Annotated in this window: 15 protein-coding genes; 8 read left to right on the forward strand and 7 right to left on the reverse strand. The window is 53.5% G+C overall.

The annotated features are described in order from the left end of the window. Window positions 1-331: 331 nt before the first annotated feature. The 5 genes from LF929_RS06010 to manD form a co-directional block, all read right to left on the reverse strand. A complete protein-coding gene (locus LF929_RS06010) occupies window positions 332-1,018 on the reverse strand; it encodes a GntR family transcriptional regulator (RefSeq protein WP_038905142.1) in 687 nt (228 codons plus the stop codon). A gap of 130 nt (window positions 1,019-1,148) precedes the next feature. Then, window positions 1,149-2,606: a mannitol dehydrogenase family protein gene (locus LF929_RS06015; RefSeq protein WP_226092714.1), complete on the reverse strand. Its 1,458-nt coding sequence runs from the start codon at window positions 2,604-2,606 to the stop codon at window positions 1,149-1,151. A 63-nt stretch (window positions 2,607-2,669) separates the two neighbouring features. After that, window positions 2,670-4,214, reverse strand: a complete 1,545-nt coding sequence (locus LF929_RS06020) for an MFS transporter (RefSeq protein WP_038908642.1) — start codon at window positions 4,212-4,214, stop codon at window positions 2,670-2,672. A 30-nt stretch (window positions 4,215-4,244) separates the two neighbouring features. After that, a complete protein-coding gene (gene uxaC, locus LF929_RS06025) occupies window positions 4,245-5,651 on the reverse strand; it encodes a glucuronate isomerase (protein ID WP_226092715.1) in 1,407 nt (468 codons plus the stop codon). A 28-nt stretch (window positions 5,652-5,679) separates the two neighbouring features. Then, window positions 5,680-6,894, reverse strand: coding sequence for a D-mannonate dehydratase ManD (gene manD / locus LF929_RS06030; RefSeq protein WP_226092716.1), 1,215 nt, complete (start codon window positions 6,892-6,894; stop codon window positions 5,680-5,682). A gap of 275 nt (window positions 6,895-7,169) precedes the next feature. On the opposite strand from manD, the gene LF929_RS06035 reads away from it, so the two are divergent. Next, window positions 7,170-8,261 carry an iron-containing alcohol dehydrogenase family protein gene (locus LF929_RS06035; protein ID WP_038908640.1) on the forward strand — a complete coding sequence of 364 codons (1,092 nt, stop codon included), beginning with the start codon at window positions 7,170-7,172 and terminating at the stop codon, window positions 8,259-8,261. Window positions 8,262-8,389: 128 nt separating this feature from the next. Here LF929_RS06035 and pelI read toward each other — a convergent pair whose 3' ends face one another. Beyond that, complete coding sequence (gene pelI, locus LF929_RS06040; protein ID WP_226092717.1) at window positions 8,390-9,424, reverse strand: pectate lyase PelI; 1,035 nt, start codon at window positions 9,422-9,424, stop codon at window positions 8,390-8,392. A 591-nt stretch (window positions 9,425-10,015) separates the two neighbouring features. Between pelI and LF929_RS06045 the strand changes: the two genes are divergently transcribed. After that, window positions 10,016-10,390, forward strand: a complete 375-nt coding sequence (locus LF929_RS06045; protein ID WP_226092718.1) for a hypothetical protein — start codon at window positions 10,016-10,018, stop codon at window positions 10,388-10,390. A 306-nt stretch (window positions 10,391-10,696) separates the two neighbouring features. On the opposite strand, the gene LF929_RS06050 is transcribed toward LF929_RS06045, so the two are convergent. Next, complete coding sequence (locus tag LF929_RS06050; protein ID WP_038908638.1) at window positions 10,697-11,809, reverse strand: ABC transporter ATP-binding protein; 1,113 nt, start codon at window positions 11,807-11,809, stop codon at window positions 10,697-10,699. A gap of 362 nt (window positions 11,810-12,171) precedes the next feature. Between LF929_RS06050 and LF929_RS06055 the strand changes: the two genes are divergently transcribed. From LF929_RS06055 to LF929_RS06080, 6 genes are all read left to right on the forward strand, one after another. Further along, entirely contained in the window at window positions 12,172-13,404 is a 1,233-nt protein-coding gene (locus LF929_RS06055) for an extracellular solute-binding protein (RefSeq protein ID WP_226092719.1), read from the forward strand. Between the two features lie 70 nt (window positions 13,405-13,474). After that, the gene (locus LF929_RS06060) at window positions 13,475-14,782 is read left to right on the forward strand and encodes a carbohydrate ABC transporter permease (RefSeq protein WP_226092720.1); all 1,308 of its coding nucleotides are present in this window, start codon (window positions 13,475-13,477) and stop codon (window positions 14,780-14,782) included. A gap of 10 nt (window positions 14,783-14,792) precedes the next feature. Continuing rightward, window positions 14,793-15,689 (forward strand): sugar ABC transporter permease, encoded by an 897-nt coding sequence (locus tag LF929_RS06065; protein ID WP_050570692.1) that lies wholly within the window; start codon window positions 14,793-14,795, stop codon window positions 15,687-15,689. A 5-nt stretch (window positions 15,690-15,694) separates the two neighbouring features. After that, window positions 15,695-16,894, forward strand: a complete 1,200-nt coding sequence (locus LF929_RS06070; protein WP_038905131.1) for an arabinogalactan endo-beta-1,4-galactanase — start codon at window positions 15,695-15,697, stop codon at window positions 16,892-16,894. Between the two features lie 258 nt (window positions 16,895-17,152). Further along, window positions 17,153-19,210 (forward strand): beta-galactosidase, encoded by a 2,058-nt coding sequence (locus LF929_RS06075; protein ID WP_226092721.1) that lies wholly within the window; start codon window positions 17,153-17,155, stop codon window positions 19,208-19,210. Window positions 19,211-19,327: 117 nt separating this feature from the next. Beyond that, on the forward strand, window positions 19,328-19,642 hold the full coding sequence (locus LF929_RS06080; RefSeq protein ID WP_038905129.1) for a glucose PTS transporter subunit EIIB: 315 nt from the start codon (window positions 19,328-19,330) through the stop codon (window positions 19,640-19,642). The last annotated feature ends 41 nt before the right edge of the window (window positions 19,643-19,683 follow it).

Below are 19,683 nucleotides of genomic sequence, written 5' to 3' on the forward strand. Positions count from 1 at the left end.
GCGGCCCGAACCGCGAAGGCGAACGCCGCGAAGGTAGCGCGTAGCGCCGCAGTTTAGCCACCAGCCAGTGGTCAAGGAGAGGTGGCGCTTGCACCTCTCCTTGTCGTGCGTGTGATGAAATAGCAGAAGAACCACACCGTTTATCCCGCACGAAACCATTCACTGAACAGGCCGACTCCACCGTTCACAAGACAATCCGGTTGTTTGTCAACAGCCTCAGAGCCTATTGAGATAGGCTCAGCCATCATTCAGCGAGACAGACTGCGGTGGCTAAAAACGGTTGAATCAATATCGGCGCGGTGTGGGGCGTCACCGGCTTCCGGCTTCCGGCTTAGGACAACTCAAACCACTCCCGATTCTGTTCAGCAATCGGGGTAATCGAGTGGATCATTTCCTGTAAATGCCCACTCATCGCGGCTTCCACCGCGTTAGCATCACGCGCTTTTAATCCATTGAAAATCACATAATGCTGTTGAATCAGGCTGGCGGGTGGCGACACCTGACTGAGGCTCAGGAAACGAACCCGGTCCATCGTGGCTTTGATCGATTCGATGGTTTCCCAGGCCAGTGGACACCGGGCAATCTGCGTCAGTAACTGATGAAAATCATCGTCCAGACTGAGAAATTCGCGTATCTGCTCGTTCTGTGCCGCCAGTTCCTGACGGCGCAAATTGTGTTCCAGCATCAGTAACTGTTCGTCAGTAATGAACTCGACAGCCCGGCGTACAATCGCGCATTCCAGCGCCTGACGAATAAAACGGGCATCGGCCACGCGCTGCTCGGAAATCTTCATCACGAACGTGCCGCGCTGCGGCAGAATCTGTACCAGCCCGGCTTCCGCCAGTTTGATGAACGCTTCTCGTACCGGTTGACGGGAGACAGAGAAACGAGTCGAAATTTCCTTTTCAGACAAGAGTTTGCCGGGAGGGATCGTGCATTCCACAATGTCTTTGCGCAATACACGATAGATCTGTTGATTAACAGGTTCGTTGCTGTTGATTTGGGCGTAGTTATCCATGCATCCGTGGTGTATTTGAGCTGTTTGTCATCATGATACATGGTTAGCTAACGCCTTATCCATAAGGCGTGTGATTTTCCCCACCGAGGGCGCACAGGCTAACGGGGTGGCCTGTGCGCCCCGGGCGGTATTATTGCATTAGCGCCTGTAGCGTGGCGTTAACACCGTGATCGACCAGCGACAGATAATAGCGGGTGACGGTCTGGACAAAACGGCTATCGGCGGGCAGGTCGCGACCAAAAATGCTCTCCCGCGCCAGCAGGGCGTTAACACGCGCCTCGCCTTGCGCGCTGTGTTGGACAACCTGCGCCAGCACCTCTTTTTGTGGATCGCTTATCTCGATTGGCTGGCCTTGTTCATCCACGCCGCCGACATAGCGCATCCAGCCCGCCACCCCCAGCGCCAGCATGTCGAACCGGCTGTTATGGGCCAGATGCCAGCGAATGGAATCCAGCAGGCGCGGTGGCAGTTTTTGCGAGCCATCCATGGCGATTTGCCAGGTGCGGTGCTTCAGCGCCGTATTACGATAACGTTGCAGCAGTGCATCGGCGTAAGCGACTCTATCGACCCCGATGGTACGCAGTGTCGGTGCCTGCTCCTGTAGCATCAGGTGACGTGCAGCGGCGACCAGTACCGGGTCCTGCATACAGTCGCTGATATGCGCGTAGCCCGCCAGATAACCGAGGTAGGCCAGAAACGAATGACTGCCGTTGAGCATACGTAGTTTCATTTCTTCATAGGGTAAGACATCCGACACCAGTTCAGCGCCGCCTTTTTCCCATTCCGGTCGCCCGTTGACGAAGTTATCTTCGATGACCCACTGGAAGAAGGGCTCGCAGGCGACACCCGCCGGGTCATCAACCCCCAGCATGGCGGTGATTTGTGCCCGTGTTTCCGCGGTGACCGCCGGTACAATGCGGTCCACCATGGTCGACGGAAACGTCACATTCTGTTCTATCCAGCCTACCAGGCCGGGCTCCTGCAACTGCGCTAACTGGGTGATGACGTTGCGTGTCACATGGCCATTCTCCGGCATGTTATCGCACGACATAACGCTGAACGGTGGCAGGCCATGTTCTCGGCGACGTCTGATAGCCGCCAGTATCACGCCCGGCAGAGAACGGGGTTGTGCCGGGTTCTGAAGGTCATGCACGATCAACGGGTGTTCGGTGTTTAACTGCCCGGTAGCGGGGTGGTGGCAGTAGCCTTTTTCCGTCACGGTGATCGACACAATGGCTATCTCGGGTGCGCTGAGCGCCGCCAGAATGCTTTCAATGCCGTCCAATTCGGCGTGCAATGCCTTTTTCGCCACACCGATGAGGCGGCTGCTCCAGTTATCGCCCGCCATTTCCGATACCGACCACAGCAGATCCTGCTGCCGGATATCCTTGATCTGTTGCTCTCCGCCAATCAGGTTGATTTCACAGTAGCCCCAATCGCTGCCGAATTGCGCGGCCAGTTTATCTGCGCACACCGCCTGGTGAGCGCGATGGAAGGCACCAAAGCCAATATGGGCGATGCGTGCCACCAGTTTGTTACGGTCATACTCAGGCTTTACCGCGTTTGCCTGTAACAGTGGAGTTGTCATGACTTTTTTCCTAACGTGAATGCTTACCGGTGGTTTTTGACCACCGGAGTGACTGCTGAAATGTTATTCACCGACGTGAGTGATGGTTCGCGCCCTGTTGAGGGTGGGGGATTCGGTGTGTTGCCACAGGGTGTCGTAGGCATGACCGGTCAAGTCCTCCACGATACGACGTGTCTCTGGCGTGACGTCTTGCTTCCTGCCGTTCGCTTTCAGGCGTTCGACTTCATCGATAAGGACTTTGTGCGTTTGCTTATTGAGGTGGAAGGTCAACGCCTGCCACAGCGCAATCAGCAATAACCCGGCGGTACCGATGAACATCAGCCCGGCGATGGTATTAATCGCTTCCTGCGGTTGCACCTGACTGCCTTTTACAAAGCCCCCCGATTGCAACAGCAAACCGACGACAAAAGTGGCGATGGCAACCGTGGTTTTGCGTGAGAAGGTCATGACTGCCGCGAACAGCCCTTCACGGCGCTGGCGTGTGACCATCTCATCGATATCTGGAATGAATGGGAAGACATTCCAGGGGGTAAATTCCAGCACGCAACGGCCAACCTGATAGCAACCCGCCAGCGCCACCAGTGCCACCGTCTTGTTATCCATCGGTACGCGGTAGACATAAAAGAAACCGGCGAGACACACCATCATTACCGTGTAGGCGAAGATGTACAGACGTGACGGACCGTATTTGATCATGGCAAGCCCGGCCAGCAACGTCACCGGTAACCCGACAATGCTCATGGAAAGCAGGCTGCCAGCAAATGACGACGACACGTTCAGGCAGTAGACGCAGAAGAACACGAACACGGTGTTATAGACGTCTTTGGCGGTAAACGAGAACAGGTAAATCGCCAGGTGTTTTCTAAAGGCCCGTACACGCAGGGTAGAGGCATAATCCTTCAGCAGCCCACCGAGCATCCGCAATTTTTCCCATACGGTGCCAGGGTGCCGTTTCGCTTCCAGTTCCGCCAGCATTTCTGGGGTGAGTTCACGTTCCCAGGTCACTTTCCATGAGATAAACACGCACAGCATAAAGGTCACGGCGAACATCACGCCATTAACCAGATACGCGTTGGCATCGTGCTCACCATAGTGCTTAATCAGCAGGCCGGGGATAAAGGTGGCGAGGAATGTCCCCAGTGCCGACAGAAACATACGGCAGGTAGAGAGTTTGGTGCGTGAGTTAAATCCTTTGGTCATTTCCGACGGCAGCGTTTCCCACGGAATGAGCACCATCGCGGCGATGATTTCGAATGCCAAATACACCGACAAGTAGAACCAATAGTTCATGCCGTTTACCCATAACAGGGCGTAAACCAGCATCAAGGGCGCACCAATTAATAAAAAGAATCGGCGGCGGCCAAATTTTTTACCAAAATAATTTTTATAGAAATGATCGGTAAAGCTGCCCATAAATAAACTAACAATCGCATCGACAATACGAGCGATGGCGACAATAGACGCCGCCTCTACGGGAGTTAACCCCACAAAGGTGGTATAGAAAAAGAGTAACCAGGCTCCGATGACGGTAAAGGCACCGCCACCCATAATATCTGTCAGGCCATAACCAATACTGACGGGTATCGTGACTTTCTTGGTACCAGACATAATTTATCCTCATTGAAATGAGAGTAATAATCAGAATTTAAAATAGTGTAGGGCGTTATCGTGGCAAATATTTCTTACCATGCGTTGGAGAATAAGCGTGTCGGCAGGATAGTCGCCATTCTCAATCCACTGCCCGATTAACCCGCAGAGAATGCGTCGGAAATAATCATGGCGGGGATAAGAAACAAAACTGCGTGAGTCAGTCAGCATGCCGACAAAATTCATTAACAACCCCTGGTCTGCCAGGGTGTTGAGTTGGTTTTGCATACCACGGCGGGTATCGTTAAACCACCAGCCAGAACCGAACTGTAGCGGTGATTTAATGCCGTCTTCGCCAGATTGGAAATTGGCAATCGTCGAGGCCACAATATCGTTGTACGTTGCGTAGAGATTATAAAGAATGGTTTTCGGTAAGTGATTCTCCCTGGTCATGGCATTGAGAAAGGCATTCAGATTGCTGGCTAATTGATTCTGATCGGCAATGGAATCAAATCCACTGTTGATGCCCACTTTTTCAAGCGTTCGTTGATTGTTATTACGAATGGCACCGAAATGAATTTGCATGGCCCAATCATATTTTTTATAAAGCCTGGACAGCGTCATTAATAATACACTCTGCCAGGTGATTTCTTCTGCGGGGGATAATGCCTTGTTCTGTGTTTTTTTCAGGAATACCGCTTCGGCTTCATGAGGTGTAAATTCGCTAAACGTGAATGCTCCCAATCCGTGATCGGAAATACGACAGCCGACATCATGGAAATATTTCACACGCGCTTCCAGCGCACGTTCAAAATCCGCCAGTTGGGTAATTTTTTCGCCCGTTAATGCCGACAGGCGTGTCAGTGCAATAAAAAATACCTGATGTTGCTGGGAAAAAAACTCATCCGGACGGAAAGTTGGCAATACACGTGGCGCGAAGGTGTCATCCTGTTTTAATAACTGGTGATAGTGCAGGTCATCCAGTGGAGAATCGGTAGTGCAGATAACCTCCACCCGGGAGCGCGTCATCAGCGCGCGTGGCGTGAAAGCCTCATCGCGGAGCTGGCGATTACAGGCCTCCATGATTTCACGCCAGTTGCGGCTGCTGAGCGGTTCATCAATGCCAAAGTACTGTTTGAGCTCCAGATGTGTCCAGTGATAAAGCGGGTTACCGAATGCCGCTTCCACGGTGTCTGCCCAGGCCTGAAATTTTTCTTCTGCCGTGGCATCACCGGTGATGTTGGCCTCGGGGATGCCGTTGGCGCGCATTGCGCGCCATTTGTAGTGATCGCCTGCCAGCCATAGCTCGGTCATGTTGCTGAACGGGCGGTTGTGGTAAATATCCCTGGCCTCCAGGTGACAGTGATAGTCAATGATGGGTAAGTCACGCGCGACCTGTTGGTAGAGCGCTATCCCCGTTGGGTTGCCTATCATGAAGTTGTCGTTAATCAAGCTCATGGCTTTCTCTCCTCACCCTGTCGTTGGTTTACCAGTTCCACAGCGTGCCATCTTCCAGACGGGCAACCGGCAGATAGGCGGGGTCGTAGGGATATTTGGCCGCCAGTTTTTCGTCGAACTCGATCCCCAAACCGGGTTTGTCGCCGGGGTGCATATAACCGTCTTCAAACGTCCAGTTATGCGGGAAGACGTCCAGCATCTGTTCGGAATACCCCATAAATTCCTGAATACCGAAATTCGGCACCCAGAGATCGAAGTGCAATGCGGCGGCCATGCAGACGGGTGACAAGTCCGACGGGCCGTGCGAACCAGTACGAACCTGATACAGCGAGGCGAAATCGGCGATACGGCGCATCCCGGTAATGCCGCCAGCGTGGGTGATGGTGGTGCGGATATAATCGATTAACTGCTCTTCGATCAGTTGCTTGCAATCCCAGATGCTGTTGAAGACCTCGCCGACGGCAATCGGCGTGACGGTGTGCTGGCGAATCAGACGGAAGCAGGCCTGATTTTCGGCCGGTGTCGGGTCTTCCATCCAAAACAAACGGTATGGCTCCACGCTTTTACCAAAACGCGCAGCCTCAATCGGTGTCAGGCGGTGGTGCATGTCGTGTAGCAGGTGTTCATTAAAACCAAATTTGTTACGCACGGCTTCAAACAGGCTGGGGGTGAAGTCGAGGTACTTCTCCGTCGACCAGACTTGTTCTTCCGGCCAGTTGCCTTTGGTGGCGGGTTCATACGCCAACCCTTTGCCCTTCGCCATACCATAGGTGGTTTTCATACCCGGAATGCCGCACTGCACACGAATCGCTTTGAAACCCTGCTCGCGGTGGCGGGCATAATCATCCAGCACCTCGTCGATGGAGTGACCGGTGGTATGGCAATACACCATGACGCCACTGCGGGAAGCGCCGCCCAGTAACTGGTAGAGCGGCATGTTCGCCACTTTGCCTTTGATATCCCACAACGCCATATCCACGGCGGAAATGGCGGACATGGTGACCGGACCGCGACGCCAGTAAGCGCCTTTATAGAAATATTGCCAGATGTCTTCGATCTGCCGGGCGTCACGGCCGATCAACTGCGGGCAAAGATGATCCTTAAGGTAAGACGCAACGGAGATCTCCCGTCCGTTCAGCGTGGCATCGCCAAGACCCGTGACGCCGCTGGTCGTGGTGATTTTCAAGGTAACGAAATTACGTCCCGGACAGGTGACAAACACTTCTGCGCTAACAATTTTCACGGTTTTGAGTCCTTTTTATGTCTTCTACGCTAACTACCATACAAGTATATATTGGCGTACACTATGCGCTGCCTCACAGTTATTCATTTGGCTGGGTAAAAAAACCGCCTTACGCCATGCCGGAACCGCTGATGGCAATCTGTAGCGAAAAACAGCCGTGAAGTGGCATAGTGTTTGCTTGATAAAGGGTGTGCCTGGCAAAAGCAGAGGGCAGTATCGAGCCCCGATAGGCCATTAACAGCAATCAATGACAGCAAACAGGAACAGTAATAGAGATGACACAACAGGTTTTCTTTCCCGCCACCGTGTTGCGTGGCGTCGGGGTCAGTCAGCAGTTGGGGGCGGTGTGTGCCCGGTTCGGTAGTCGGGTTCTGGTGGCCGGAGGGCATCAGGCGCTGGCAGCCGCACAAACCGTGATCATTGAGCAACTGCGGCAGGCCGGGGTGACGCTGACGGCGGTGGAGTGGTCCGGTGAGCAATGCAGCGTCAGTCAGATAGAACGGTTGTGCGCGCGGGTGCGTGAAACCGACAGTGATCTGATCCTGGCGGTGGGGGGCGGTAAAGCGCTGGATACAGGGAAAGCGGTGGCGTTTCAGTGTGGTATCCCGGTAGTGACGTTGCCGACTATTGCGGCTACCTGCGCGGCGGTGACCCCGCTGTCGGTGCGTTACCATGATGACGGCCATTTCCACGATTTGTATCACCTGCCGGTGGCCCCCGCTGCCGTGGTGATAGACAGCGCGTTGCTGGTACGTGCCCCACTGCGCTGGCTGGCAGCCGGGCTGGGGGATACGCTCGCCAAGTGGTATGAGTTCCGTGCGATTGATAAAGGTGACGATAGCAATGGCTTTGCGGCGTCGTCACGCGCTAACAGCGAGATCTGTTTTCGGTTGATAGCGCAGCACGGCGAGTCTGCCTGTCGTGCGGTGATGGAAGGGCAAGCCAATGACGCGCTGGACCAGGTGCTGGATGCCATCTTCCTGTTTGCCGGTCTGACATCGCTGATGGCCAGTGGCGCACATGCCGCAGCCTCCCATGCGTTATATGAAGGGTTTACCGTGTGTGATAAAACCCGTGAATTTGGTCACGGCTTGCTGGTCGGTTTTGGCAATCTGTGTCTGCTGGCGCTGGAACAGCGTAGCGATGAGGAGTTGCTGGAAGCGATTCGGCTGTCGCATGCCTGTGCGGTGCCGCTGACACTGGCGGCTATCTGCCCGGATCTGTCAGAAGACGAACTGGCGGCGATTATTCGTGCCTCGATTGATGCGCCGGATATGGCGAACATGCCGTTTAACGTGACGGAGTCACAGTTGCATCAGGCGATACGCCGGGTTGAAGCGCTGGCGGTGCGCGTTACAGCCGGGTAATGCGCTAACCATGATGGAGTCGGCTCACCCAGCGGGTGGGGCGATAGCAAAGACCGGGCGAGCCCGGTCTTTGTTTGATGGATACTTATGGAAGCCCGTGTTGTGTTTCAATCGGTCACATGACCCTGTCAGAGTTTGCTGACGCCAGAACGACTCACCTTGCAGTTAGCGGTATCCCACTTCTCACCGTATTTTTCCGGTGTTCCCTGGCCTTTCACCACGCCTTTGAACTCTTCGCAGACGGGCGGTTTGCCTTCTTTATAATTCTTGATTTTCAGACCACTGATAGTGGCCACATCACCGTAGTTACGGTTAACACCGGCAATACTGTCAATGGTGCCGTTCACGGTGGCGCTGGTGACGGTCAGGAAGCGCGGACCGCCATTGTTAGAGCAGTCACCGCAAGAACGCCACAGCTTTCCGTGTTCACCGGTCAGGGTAAAGTTGCCCTTCACCACGGTGGTGCTGTTTTTGGAGTTGTGCTGCAATACTTTGTCCGGTTTACCGCCGTAACCGTCTTTAGCGTTGTGCGCTATCCCACCAACGATGGTGAGGGTTTTACCGTTATTGGTTGCGGCATCTTCACAGATGTCCTCCCAGATGACGTTTTCGATAGTGCAGTCACCGCTGTCACAGTGAATACCATCCGCACCGCCGGAAGCCGAAATACGCAGGTTTTTCACCGTGGCGTTTTTCAGGATGATCAGCGGCTTTTGTTTATCACTGTCATTTGGGCAGGACGTACCGATAGTCACACCGCCACAATCGACGGTGCGGTTTTCGAATGTGACCCCCGGTTTGCACTCAGAGCTGGCTTTCGCTGCACGCAGCGGGCCGGTGCTCGGTGCCGTGGTCACGGTATTCGAAACGGTCTGGTTTTGATTATCGCTGACGACATCCACCCAGTACCAGTAGTTAACGCCACTATTGGTGTCGGCATCGTTAAAGGTGCGGGTTTCTGCATCCAGTACGGCGATGCGTTCACGCAGGTCAGGATTACTGGTGGTGCCACGATACACTTCCTGACGTACGACTTTACTGGCATCGGTAGACCAGCCCAGATAATTGACATCACTTTTCTGGGACAACATCAGTGTGGTTTGGGTCGCGAGCGACGGTGCCGCCAGCGCGAGTGCACACAGAGGTAATACATACTTAAACATACAATCTCCTTGTAAATCCCACAGGTATTGACTCTCATTCAGTTGAGAGAAAGAAATAAATAAAAGCGGGTACTTCCTGAAAGTATCGAGACTACTATAGATCAAAAAATAAAAGTTGTGAGAGAAATAAACCGCTGTTTCGAAAATTAACTCAGGGTGAAAATAATCTGTTTTACTTTCTCATTCTGAATAGAGAATTCGTTGTGATAATTTGTGATATGTAAATAAAAAATATAAAGTCAACTGTGACAAACATCAATTTTTTATTATTAGTGAATTGATTTTTCGCGGCGTTTAAGAATGGGGTTGAGAGAGATATGGGTAACAGGCGAATAATACAGCCTGTGGTTTATTCTACCGCCATACTGATAGCAGTGAGATGTTGATCACTGATACCGCAGGCAGGCAACCAGGTGGTAATGGCATCAAACGCCTGTCTGGTCAGGTCATCATGGGCTGGTTTTTATTCAGATGACTGCGCTGTTATTTCTTAACAAGGTAAAACGTTGTAACGTAAAAATGGTGAGTGCATTCATACGCATGTCATATTGTTTTTCATTTATAGGGATTTATGCTGGGTATTGAATAGGGATGTCTGTGGTGATGATGAAGAGGAGCGTTTGGGGAGCACAGGTTGCCATACTATGGGGTGTCGTAATGGGTGGGACCACCTTGTTGGCGGGATGTGGCGGCGCTGAGCCAACAGAGCAGGAAATCAGACAGGCTGTTGATGAGAGCGTGACGCAAACCAATCAGGAAATAAAGCAGCGAGTCGGCTCGCTTTTTAATGACGAGATGCTAATTAAAATCAATTCATTAAAAAGATTGAGCTGTATTAACATCGAAAATAATACGTATCAATGCAATGTCGAACTTGATATCACTCCGCCACAAGGTGGAAACAAAAAAGAAACTGTTGTGCTGGTTTTTATTCGTGAAAATGGTAAGTGGCAGATAATAAAATAATATGTTGTTTTTCTGCGTGTTATTTTTCGTGAGTCGTATTTCTCTTACAGCGTATTTTTCCATGAGTGGCGTGATGGGGCTGTGCTGCCATCGTTATTTATTCAGTCTGGTTTCCGCTCTTTTACTGAGAAGGGCACATCGGGTTCCCAAAGGAGATTCACACCACAACACCTTCTTTCACGTAGTGGGAGAACCCGCGTGGTTATCCGGCCCATCCGTGGGCGTCACTCTGGCACAACACATTGTTGACATTGTTGAATGCCTCAATGCTCATCTATCCGTGCATATCGATCCATGCATATCTCATCAATGTACATCGGGAACAGGCACGTCGGCGTTGATTCGCCGCCCAGTGGCGTCAAACACCAGACAGTGAGTGGCGTCGAAGCCGACAGTGATCGCCTGCCAGGGACGGAATTGTACGTCGCCGGGCAGCAGAATTTTAAAACCGTCGTGACCATAGCACTGCCCGAACAGGTAGGTGTTATTGCCCAGTCGTTCAACCACTTCGCACTGGAAATCCAGCGTCACCGTATGCGAGGAAGGCTGAATACCGAGATGCTCCGGGCGAATACCCAGTGTAATCGCATCGCCAGCTTCGAGCGGGGAGGTGGCGATAGCCAGCGTCAGCGTTTTATCTGCCGTCAACGCGACGGTTAACTGATGCGGCTGCCAGGCGATGACGGTCGATGGCAGAAAGTTCATCTTGGGTGAGCCGATAAAACCGGCGACAAAGCGATTGACCGGGTTGTAGTACAGCGCCATTGGCGAGCCGGTTTGCTCCACCTTGCCGCTATTCATCACCACGATTTTATCGGCCAGTGTCATCGCTTCCACCTGATCGTGGGTCACATACACCATCGTGGTTTTCAACTCCTGATGCAACCTGGCGATGTGCAAACGCATATCCACCCGCAGTTCAGCATCGAGGTTGGAGAGTGGCTCGTCGAACATAAACACTTTTGGGTTACGCACGATGGCTCGGCCGATAGCCACGCGTTGGCGCTGTCCGCCGGATAGCTGTTTCGGTTTTCGGTCCAGCAAATGAGACAACTGTAGGGTTTTGGCGACCATCTCGACCTGATGGCGAATCTCCGCCTTCGGCACCTTGTTGACTTTCAGTCCATAGCCCATATTTTCCGCCACCGTCATGTGTGGATAGAGCGCGTAAGACTGAAACACCATCGCCACACCGCGGTGAGCCGGTGCAACGTCATTCATCACGTCGTCATCAATCAGAATCTTGCCATCGCTAATCTCCTCCAGACCGGCGATCATCCTCAGTAGCGTGGATTTGCCGCAGCCAGAAGGGCCGACAAACACCGCAAACTCACCCGCCTGGATATCCAGATTGATATTGTGCAGCGTTTCAGTGTTGCCAAAGCGTTTGGTGACATTTTGTAAGCATATGCTGGACATCCGCTTTTCCTCAAACGGGTTTATCAATACGGCGACGGCAAGATGCCGCCAGCGTCGCGTCATTCAGTGAATGTACTACGTGTAACAAATTTTATCGGATAACCTGACCGCGTATTTACGTTGAAAAGACTATAACTGCCTTGTTTTTTGCACCCTATCGGCATGTTTCATTTCTGCAATTGTGATCACACAATAGCCACTTTTCTGTCGTCATATCAGGATGCTTAGCGTAGCGTATAACATCATCATCAAATGATTTATTTCGGTTTTAACCCCTTAATCATAAGGTGATGTCAGGTTTGCCAATGCGAAGAGCCATGCTTTTTTCATTTAAAATGTTATACCTTCACATGAGGTCGATAATGAAAACCAAAACACTTACCGCCCTGCTACTCTCCACCACGGTGGTCGGCCACCTGTCGGCGTTTTCGGTGCATGCCGCACCGTCACTGACCGTTTGGGAAGACATCCGCAAGTCGGATGGCATTAAAGACGCCATCAGGGATTTCGAAAAACAGTTCAACGTCAGCGTGAACCTGCAGGAAATGCCGTATGCCCAGCAACTGGAGAAATTGCGTTTAGATGGCCCGGCGGGTATTGGCCCCGACGTACTGGTCATCCCCAATGATCAAGTGGGCGGGGCGGTGGTGCAGGGGTTGATTGCGCCGCTCAAACTCGACCAAACCGTGCAGGACAGCTTTACCGCGGCGTCGATTGCCGCATTTCGCATGAACAATCAGGTGTATGGCTGGCCGAAAGCAGTGGAAACCCTGGTGCTGATTTACAACAAGGAACTGGTGAGCAAACCACTGGCCAGCTTGCAGGAGTGGTATGACTTTTCCCGCCAGCGGCAGGCGCAGGGGGCATTCGGGCTGTTGGCGAAGTTTGATCAGATTTACTACAGCTGGGGTGCTATTGGGCCGATGGGCGGCTATATCTTCGGCAAGAATGATAAAGGCGGCCTCAACCCGTTGGACATCGGGCTGAATACCCCGGGGGCGGTGGATGCCGTCACACTGCTGCGTAAATTTTACGCAGATAAACTCTTTCCCGCTGGGATTGTCGGTGATAACGGGTTAAACGCCATCGATTCGCTGTTTACTGAGAAAAAAGCCGCCGCTGTGATCAACGGCCCCTGGGCGTTCCAGCCCTATGAGGCGGCGGGTATTCATTACGGCGTGGCACCGCTACCGCTGCTGCCGGACGGCAAACCAATGAGCTCGTTCCTCGGCGTGAAAGGCTATGTGGTATCGACCTGGAGCAAGGACAACGCGCTGGCACAACGCTTTATCGAATTCATCAACCAGCCGCGTTACGTGAAGGTCCGCTACCAGCGTACCGGTGAGATCCCGCCGCAAAAAAGCATGATCGACGACCCGTTAATTAAGAACGACGAGAAAGCCAGCGCGGTTGCCATTCAGGCCGCCCGCGCGGTGCCCATGCCGGGTATCCCGGAAATGGGCGAAGTCTGGGGGCCAGCTAACGCGGCGCTGGAGCTGAGCATGACCGGCAAGCAGGAACCGAAAGCGGCACTCGATAACGCGGTGAAGCAAATCAAAATGCAGGTTGAGGCGATGCAGGCCAGCAATCAGTAACCGCCGTTATTCATTGGCATCGGTCATATCGTGCGGGAGGGCAGCCTCCCGCGATAACAAGGAGTCGCGTGTGATTATCAGTTCTGGCGAACCCCTTTGTGGGGAAAAGCGTACCCGACGCCACGCCTGGGTTGCGGCCGTCTGCGCCGTGCTGCCCGGCGGCGGGCAGTTTTACCATCGTCAGTGGGCGAAGGGCATGATCTTTTTAGTGCTGCTCGGTAGTTACCTGGGGGTATTTCATGATTTTCTGCGCACCGGTCTGTGGGGCGTGTATACGTTGGGCGAGGAAGTCCCGCGTGATAACTCCATCTTCCTGCTGGCGGAAGGGATCATCAGCGTGCTTATCATCGCGTTTGGTGTGTTGATTTATGCCTGGTCTATCAACGACGCCTGGCGTAACGGCAAGCGGCGCGATGAGGGGCTGGCGCTGAATAGTGTGCGCCAGCAATACCGCCTGTTGTTGAGCGAGGGCTTCCCTTACCTGATGATTACACCGGGGTTTATCCTGCTGGTGTTTGTGGTGATATTCCCGATTCTGTTTGGTTTCGCCATCGCCTTTACCAACTACAACCTGTACCACACCCCGCCCGCCAAACTGGTGGAGTGGGTCGGCCTGAAGAATTTCGTCAGTATTTTTACCCTCAGCATCTGGCGCTCGACATTTCTGGATGTGCTGCAATGGACGGTGGTGTGGACGCTGCTGGCGACGACATTGCAGTGCACGGTGGGGATATTGCTGGCAATCCTGGTAAACCAGAAAGACCTGCGTTTTAAACCACTGATTCGCACGATTTTCATTCTGCCATGGGCGGTGCCGGGATTCGTCACTATTCTGGTGTTCGCCGGGATGTTCAACGATTCGTTTGGCGTAATTAACAATGCCATTCTGGCGTCACTAGGGGTAAGCCCCAAAGCCTGGCTGACCGATCCGTTTTGGACCAAAACGGCGTTGATCATGATGCAGACCTGGCTCGGTTTCCCGTTTGTGTTCGCCATGACCACCGGCGTGCTACAGGCCATTCCGGAGGATTTGTACGAGGCGGCCACGATGGACGGTGCCAGCCGCTGGACGCAACTGCGCACCATTACACTGCCGCTGGTGCTGTACTCGATTGCGCCGATCATCATCACCCAGTACACCTTCAACTTTAACAATTTCAACATCATCTATCTGTTTAACAACGGCGGACCTGCCGTCGCCGGCTCCAATGCCGGGGGCACCGATATTTTGGTGTCCTGGATTTACAAGCTGACGATGTCGTCGTCCCAGTATGCAATTGCCGCCACCATCACCATCCTGCTGTCGATCTTTGTTGTTGGTCTGGCGTTGTGGCAATTCCGGGCGACCCGGTCGTTCAAAAACGATGAGATGGCCTAAGGGGGCAATGATGGCGACGACTCAGCGTATTCAGCATCAACGCGTTAATCGGCAGAGTGTTAATCATCAAAGCATCAAACGTGAGAGGGCGATTCGGCTTTCGCTGTCCTGGCTGGTGATTATTGCGGTGTCCGTGGTGATCATTTATCCGCTGGTGTGGACGGTCGGGGCATCGCTCAATGCGGGCAACAGCCTGTTGAGCACCTCGATCATTCCGGATAACCCATCCTTTCAACATTATGCGGATCTGTTTAACGGCCAGGTCAATTATCTGACCTGGTACGTGAACTCGATGAAAATCAGCTTTCTGACCATGGTGCTGACGCTGTTAAGTGTCAGTTTCACCGCTTATGCCTTTTCCCGTTTCCGCTTCAAAGGGCGGCAGAATGGCCTGATGTTATTTTTGCTGTTGCAGATGATCCCGCAGTTTTCGGCGCTGATTGCCATTTTTGTGCTGTCGCAACTGCTGGGGTTGATCAATAGCCATCTGGCGCTGGTGCTGATTTATGTCGCTGGCATGATCCCGATGAACACCTACTTAATGAAAGGTTATCTGGACGCCATTCCCCGTGAGCTGGACGAATCAGCGCGCATGGACGGTGCAGGCAATTTCCGAATCTTCATTGAGATCATCCTTCCGCTGTCCAAGCCCATTATCGCCGTGGTGGCGCTATTTTCCTTCACCGGCCCGCTGGGCGATTTCATCCTGTCCAGCACCATTTTGCGCACGCCGGATAAGTACACCCTGCCTATCGGCTTATACAACCTGGTGGCCCAGAAGATGGGAGCCAGCTACACCACTTACGCAGCCGGTGCGGTGTTGATTGCCGTGCCGGTCGCGCTGCTTTACCTGATGCTGCAAAAATATTTTGTCTCCGGTCTCACTTCAGGCAGTACCAAAGGATAATCACGATGAAAAAAATGATACCCGCTTTACTGGCTGTTTCCCTGTCACTGGGCGCGATGCCGCTCATGGCAGCGGAGTCTGTTGTTATTAAACCGCTGCGCAATGCCCCGGCCGATTTTATCAAAGGGGCGGATATTTCCACCCTGCTGGAAGTGGAGCGTCAGGGGGCTGTGTTTTATGACGAAAATCACACGCGTGTTGACCCGGTCGCGCTGCTGAAAAAGAACGGCGTTAACTACATCCGGTTGCGGTTGTGGGTAGACCCAAAAGACAGCGCCGGGCACCCCTACGGCGGTGGCGATAACGATCTGGCAACTACCCTGGCGCTGGCTAAACGCGCCAAAGCCGCAGGGATGAAGCTGTTGCTGGATTTTCACTACAGCGATTTCTGGACTGACCCCGGCAAGCAATTCAAGCCGAAAGCTTGGGCTAACCTGTCCTATGATCAACTGAAAACCGCCGTTCATGACTATACCCGTGACACCATCGCACGTTTTAAGCGGGAAGGGGTGTTGCCGGATATGGTGCAGATCGGTAACGAAGCCAACGGCGGTATCTTGTGGCCGGAAGGCAAAAGCTGGGGGCAGGGCGGCGGCGAATTCGACCGGTTGGCTGGCCTGCTGAATGCCGCGATTGCCGGTTTGCGCGAAAACCTCAGTTCGCCAGGGCAGGTGAAGATTATGCTGCATCTGGCAGAAGGCACCAAGAACGATACCTTCCGCTGGTGGTTTGATGAAATCACCAAGCGCGGCGTGCCGTTCGATGTGATTGGTCTGTCGATGTACACCTACTGGAACGGCCCCATCAGCGCCCTGAAAGCCAACATGGACGATATCAGCCAGCGCTACAACAAAGACGTTATCGTGGTAGAGGCTGCCTACGGCTATACCCTGGCGAACTGTGACAACGCCGAAAACAGCTTTGGCGAAAAAGAAGCAGCGGCGGGTGGCTACCCCGCTACGGTACAAGGGCAGGCCGACTTCGTTCGTGACCTGATGCAAAGCGTGATTGATGTGCCGAAAAAACGCGGCAAAGGGGTGTTCTATTGGGAACCCGCCTGGATAACCCCGCCGGGAAATACCTGGGCCACCGAAGCTGGTATGACTTATATCAATGACCACTGGAAATTGGGCAACGCCCGTGAAAATCAGGCGTTATTTAATTGCCAGGGGGAGGTGTTGCCTTCGATAAAAGTCTTTAAATAAATACCCGTCATACTTCAAGTTGCAGATGCGTTGGCTTTCCTCGCTCACCCCAGTCACTTACTTGTGTAAGCTCCTGGGGATTCGCTGCGTCGCCGCCTTCCTGCAACTTGAATTATTTAGGGTATACACCCGGCATATTTCACGTGCAGGTGTGTTGGTGGTCTTCGAGGCATGTCGGAGAGTAATGCGTTACCGCCCGCCTGCATATCAAAATAGTGCAACGATGCTGTTTGCCTATTCAGTATTAAGGATTGTTTTATGAAACGATTTCCGCCTTTGAATCCGAAGGTCGAAGGGTTATTACATGGCGCTGATTATAATCCGGAGCAATGGGAGAATTACCCCGGCATGATTGATGACGATATCGCCATGATGAAACAGGTGAAATGTAATGTCATGTCGGTGGGGATTTTTAGCTGGGCCAAACTGGAACCGCAGGAGGGAGTCTATCGGTTCGATTGGCTGGATGAGGTGATTGATAAATTATATCAGCAGGGCATTTCCGTGTTTCTGGCGACACCCAGCGGTGCGCGTCCGGCCTGGATGTCGCAGCGCTACCCGGAAGTATTGCGTGTCGGGCGTGACCGGGTGCCAGCCTTGCACGGTGGCCGTCACAATCATTGCCTGTCATCGCCGGTGTATCGGGATAAGGTCCAAAAAATCAATACGTTGCTGGCGGAACGCTACGGGCACCACCCGGCGGTCATCGGCTGGCATATTTCTAACGAATACAGCGGTGAGTGCCATTGCCCTTGCTGTCAGCAGGCCTTTCGTCGCTGGTTGCAGGCACGTTACCAGACGCTGGAGAACCTCAATCACGCCTGGTGGAGTGATTTCTGGAGCCACACCTACAGCGACTGGTCACAGATTGAATCACCCGCACCGCAAGGCGAGGTGTCCATTCATGGGTTGAACCTTGACTGGCGGCGCTTTAATACCGCACAGGCGAAAGACTTCTGCGCACAGGAAATTGCACCGTTGAAGCGAGTCAACCCGGCTATTCCGGTCACCACCAACTTCATGGAGTATTTCTACGACTACGATTACTGGCAGTTGTCGCAGGTACTGGATGTTATTTCCTGGGACAGTTACCCGATGTGGCATCGGGATAAGGACGACGCCACGCTCGCCTGTTATATCGCCCTGTTCCATGACCTGATGCGCTCGCTCAAGCAGGGTAAACCGTTTGTACTGATGGAATCGACCCCCAGCGTGACCAACTGGCAGCCGCTCAGCAAGCTCAAGAAGCCGGGGATGCACATTCTCTCTTCATTGCAGGCGGTGGCGCACGGTGCGGACGCGGTGCAGTATTTTCAGTGGCGTAAGAGCCGAGGTTCGGTGGAGAAATTTCACGGCGCGGTGGTGGATCACGTCGGCCATGTTGATACCCGCGTCGGTCGTGAAGTCGCCCACCTGGGGCAGATTTTATCGCAGCTCTCTGATGTGGCAGGCAGTCGGGTAGACGCGCAGGTGGCGATCCTGTTTGACTGGGAAAGCCGCTGGGCGATGGATGATGCGCAGGGGCCGCGTAACCTGGGGCTGGAATATGAAAAAACGGTAGCGGAGCATTATCGTCCATTCTGGGAGCAGGGGATCGCGGTAGACGTCATCAATGCTGACTGTGATTTCAGCGGCTATCGGTTGCTGATTGCGCCGATGCTCTACATGGTGCGCCCGGGGTTTGCCGAGCGTCTTGAGCAGTTTGTCCGGCAAGGCGGCCAGGTGGTGGTGACCTACTGGAGTGGTATCGTTAACGACAGTGACCTGTGTTATCTGGGCGGCTTTCCCGGCCCGCTGCGCCCGCTGTTGGGAATCTGGTCAGAAGAGATTGATTGCCTGGCGGACGGCGAATTTAACCGGGTACTGGGGCTGTCGGGCAATGGCAGCGGGCTGAAAGGGCCGTATCAGGCACGCCATCTGTGTGAGTTGATTCACCTAGAGGGGGCGACGGCGCTCGCCAGCTACTGTGACGATTTCTATGCCGGGCGACCTGCAGTAACGGTGAATCGCGTCGGTGACGGGAAAGCCTGGTACGTCACGTCGCGTAACGACCTGGCGTTTCAGCGCGATTTCTTTACCGCTATCATCCGTGAGCTCAATCTACCCCGGGCACTGGACATGCCATTCCCCGAGGCGGTAACGGCACACCGCCGCACCAACGGTGACGATGAATTTATCTTCATTGAGAACTACAGCGCGTTGCCGCACACGCTCCCCCTGCCCGCCGGGTACCGCGATATGCTGACCGGTGCGCCGCTGAGCGAGGTTGTCCTTTCCGCCTGGGATTGCCGGGTGATCCGCCGCCGTCTGGTGTAACAGCTGTCAAACCTGCGCCCATTGCCGTGTCGGCATGGGCGATTTCTTTTGGGGCGATACCCACCGTGCCGATGGGTGTCGCCGCGTACCGAACGATACCTTCACAGGAGTATGCTCATGGTCAGTCTGCATTCTGTTATGCGTTATTTTTCACACCCGAAGCCGACGGCGGAATTAAGCGACGACGATAAACAGCAAATTCAGCGTCTGCTGCAGTTATTTGGTGGGCGGGAGAATATCGAGCAGGTCGATGCTTGTATTACCCGGCTGCGGGTGACGGTAAAAAATCTGAGTGTGGTTGATTCACAAGGATTACAGCAAGAAGGCGCGTTGGGCGTGATTATTCTGGGCCAGCAGGTTCATGCCATATTCGGTAAACAGTCGGATACATTGCGTAAATTACTGGAGGAACATTTTTCCCGGCCGGAATAACCGCACGCTATAAATAAAAAAGAGGATAACCCGGCGGGTTA

Origin of the sequence: Dickeya oryzae, from assembly GCF_020406815.2 — a bacterium.
Lineage (GTDB): Bacteria > Pseudomonadota > Gammaproteobacteria > Enterobacterales > Enterobacteriaceae > Dickeya > Dickeya oryzae.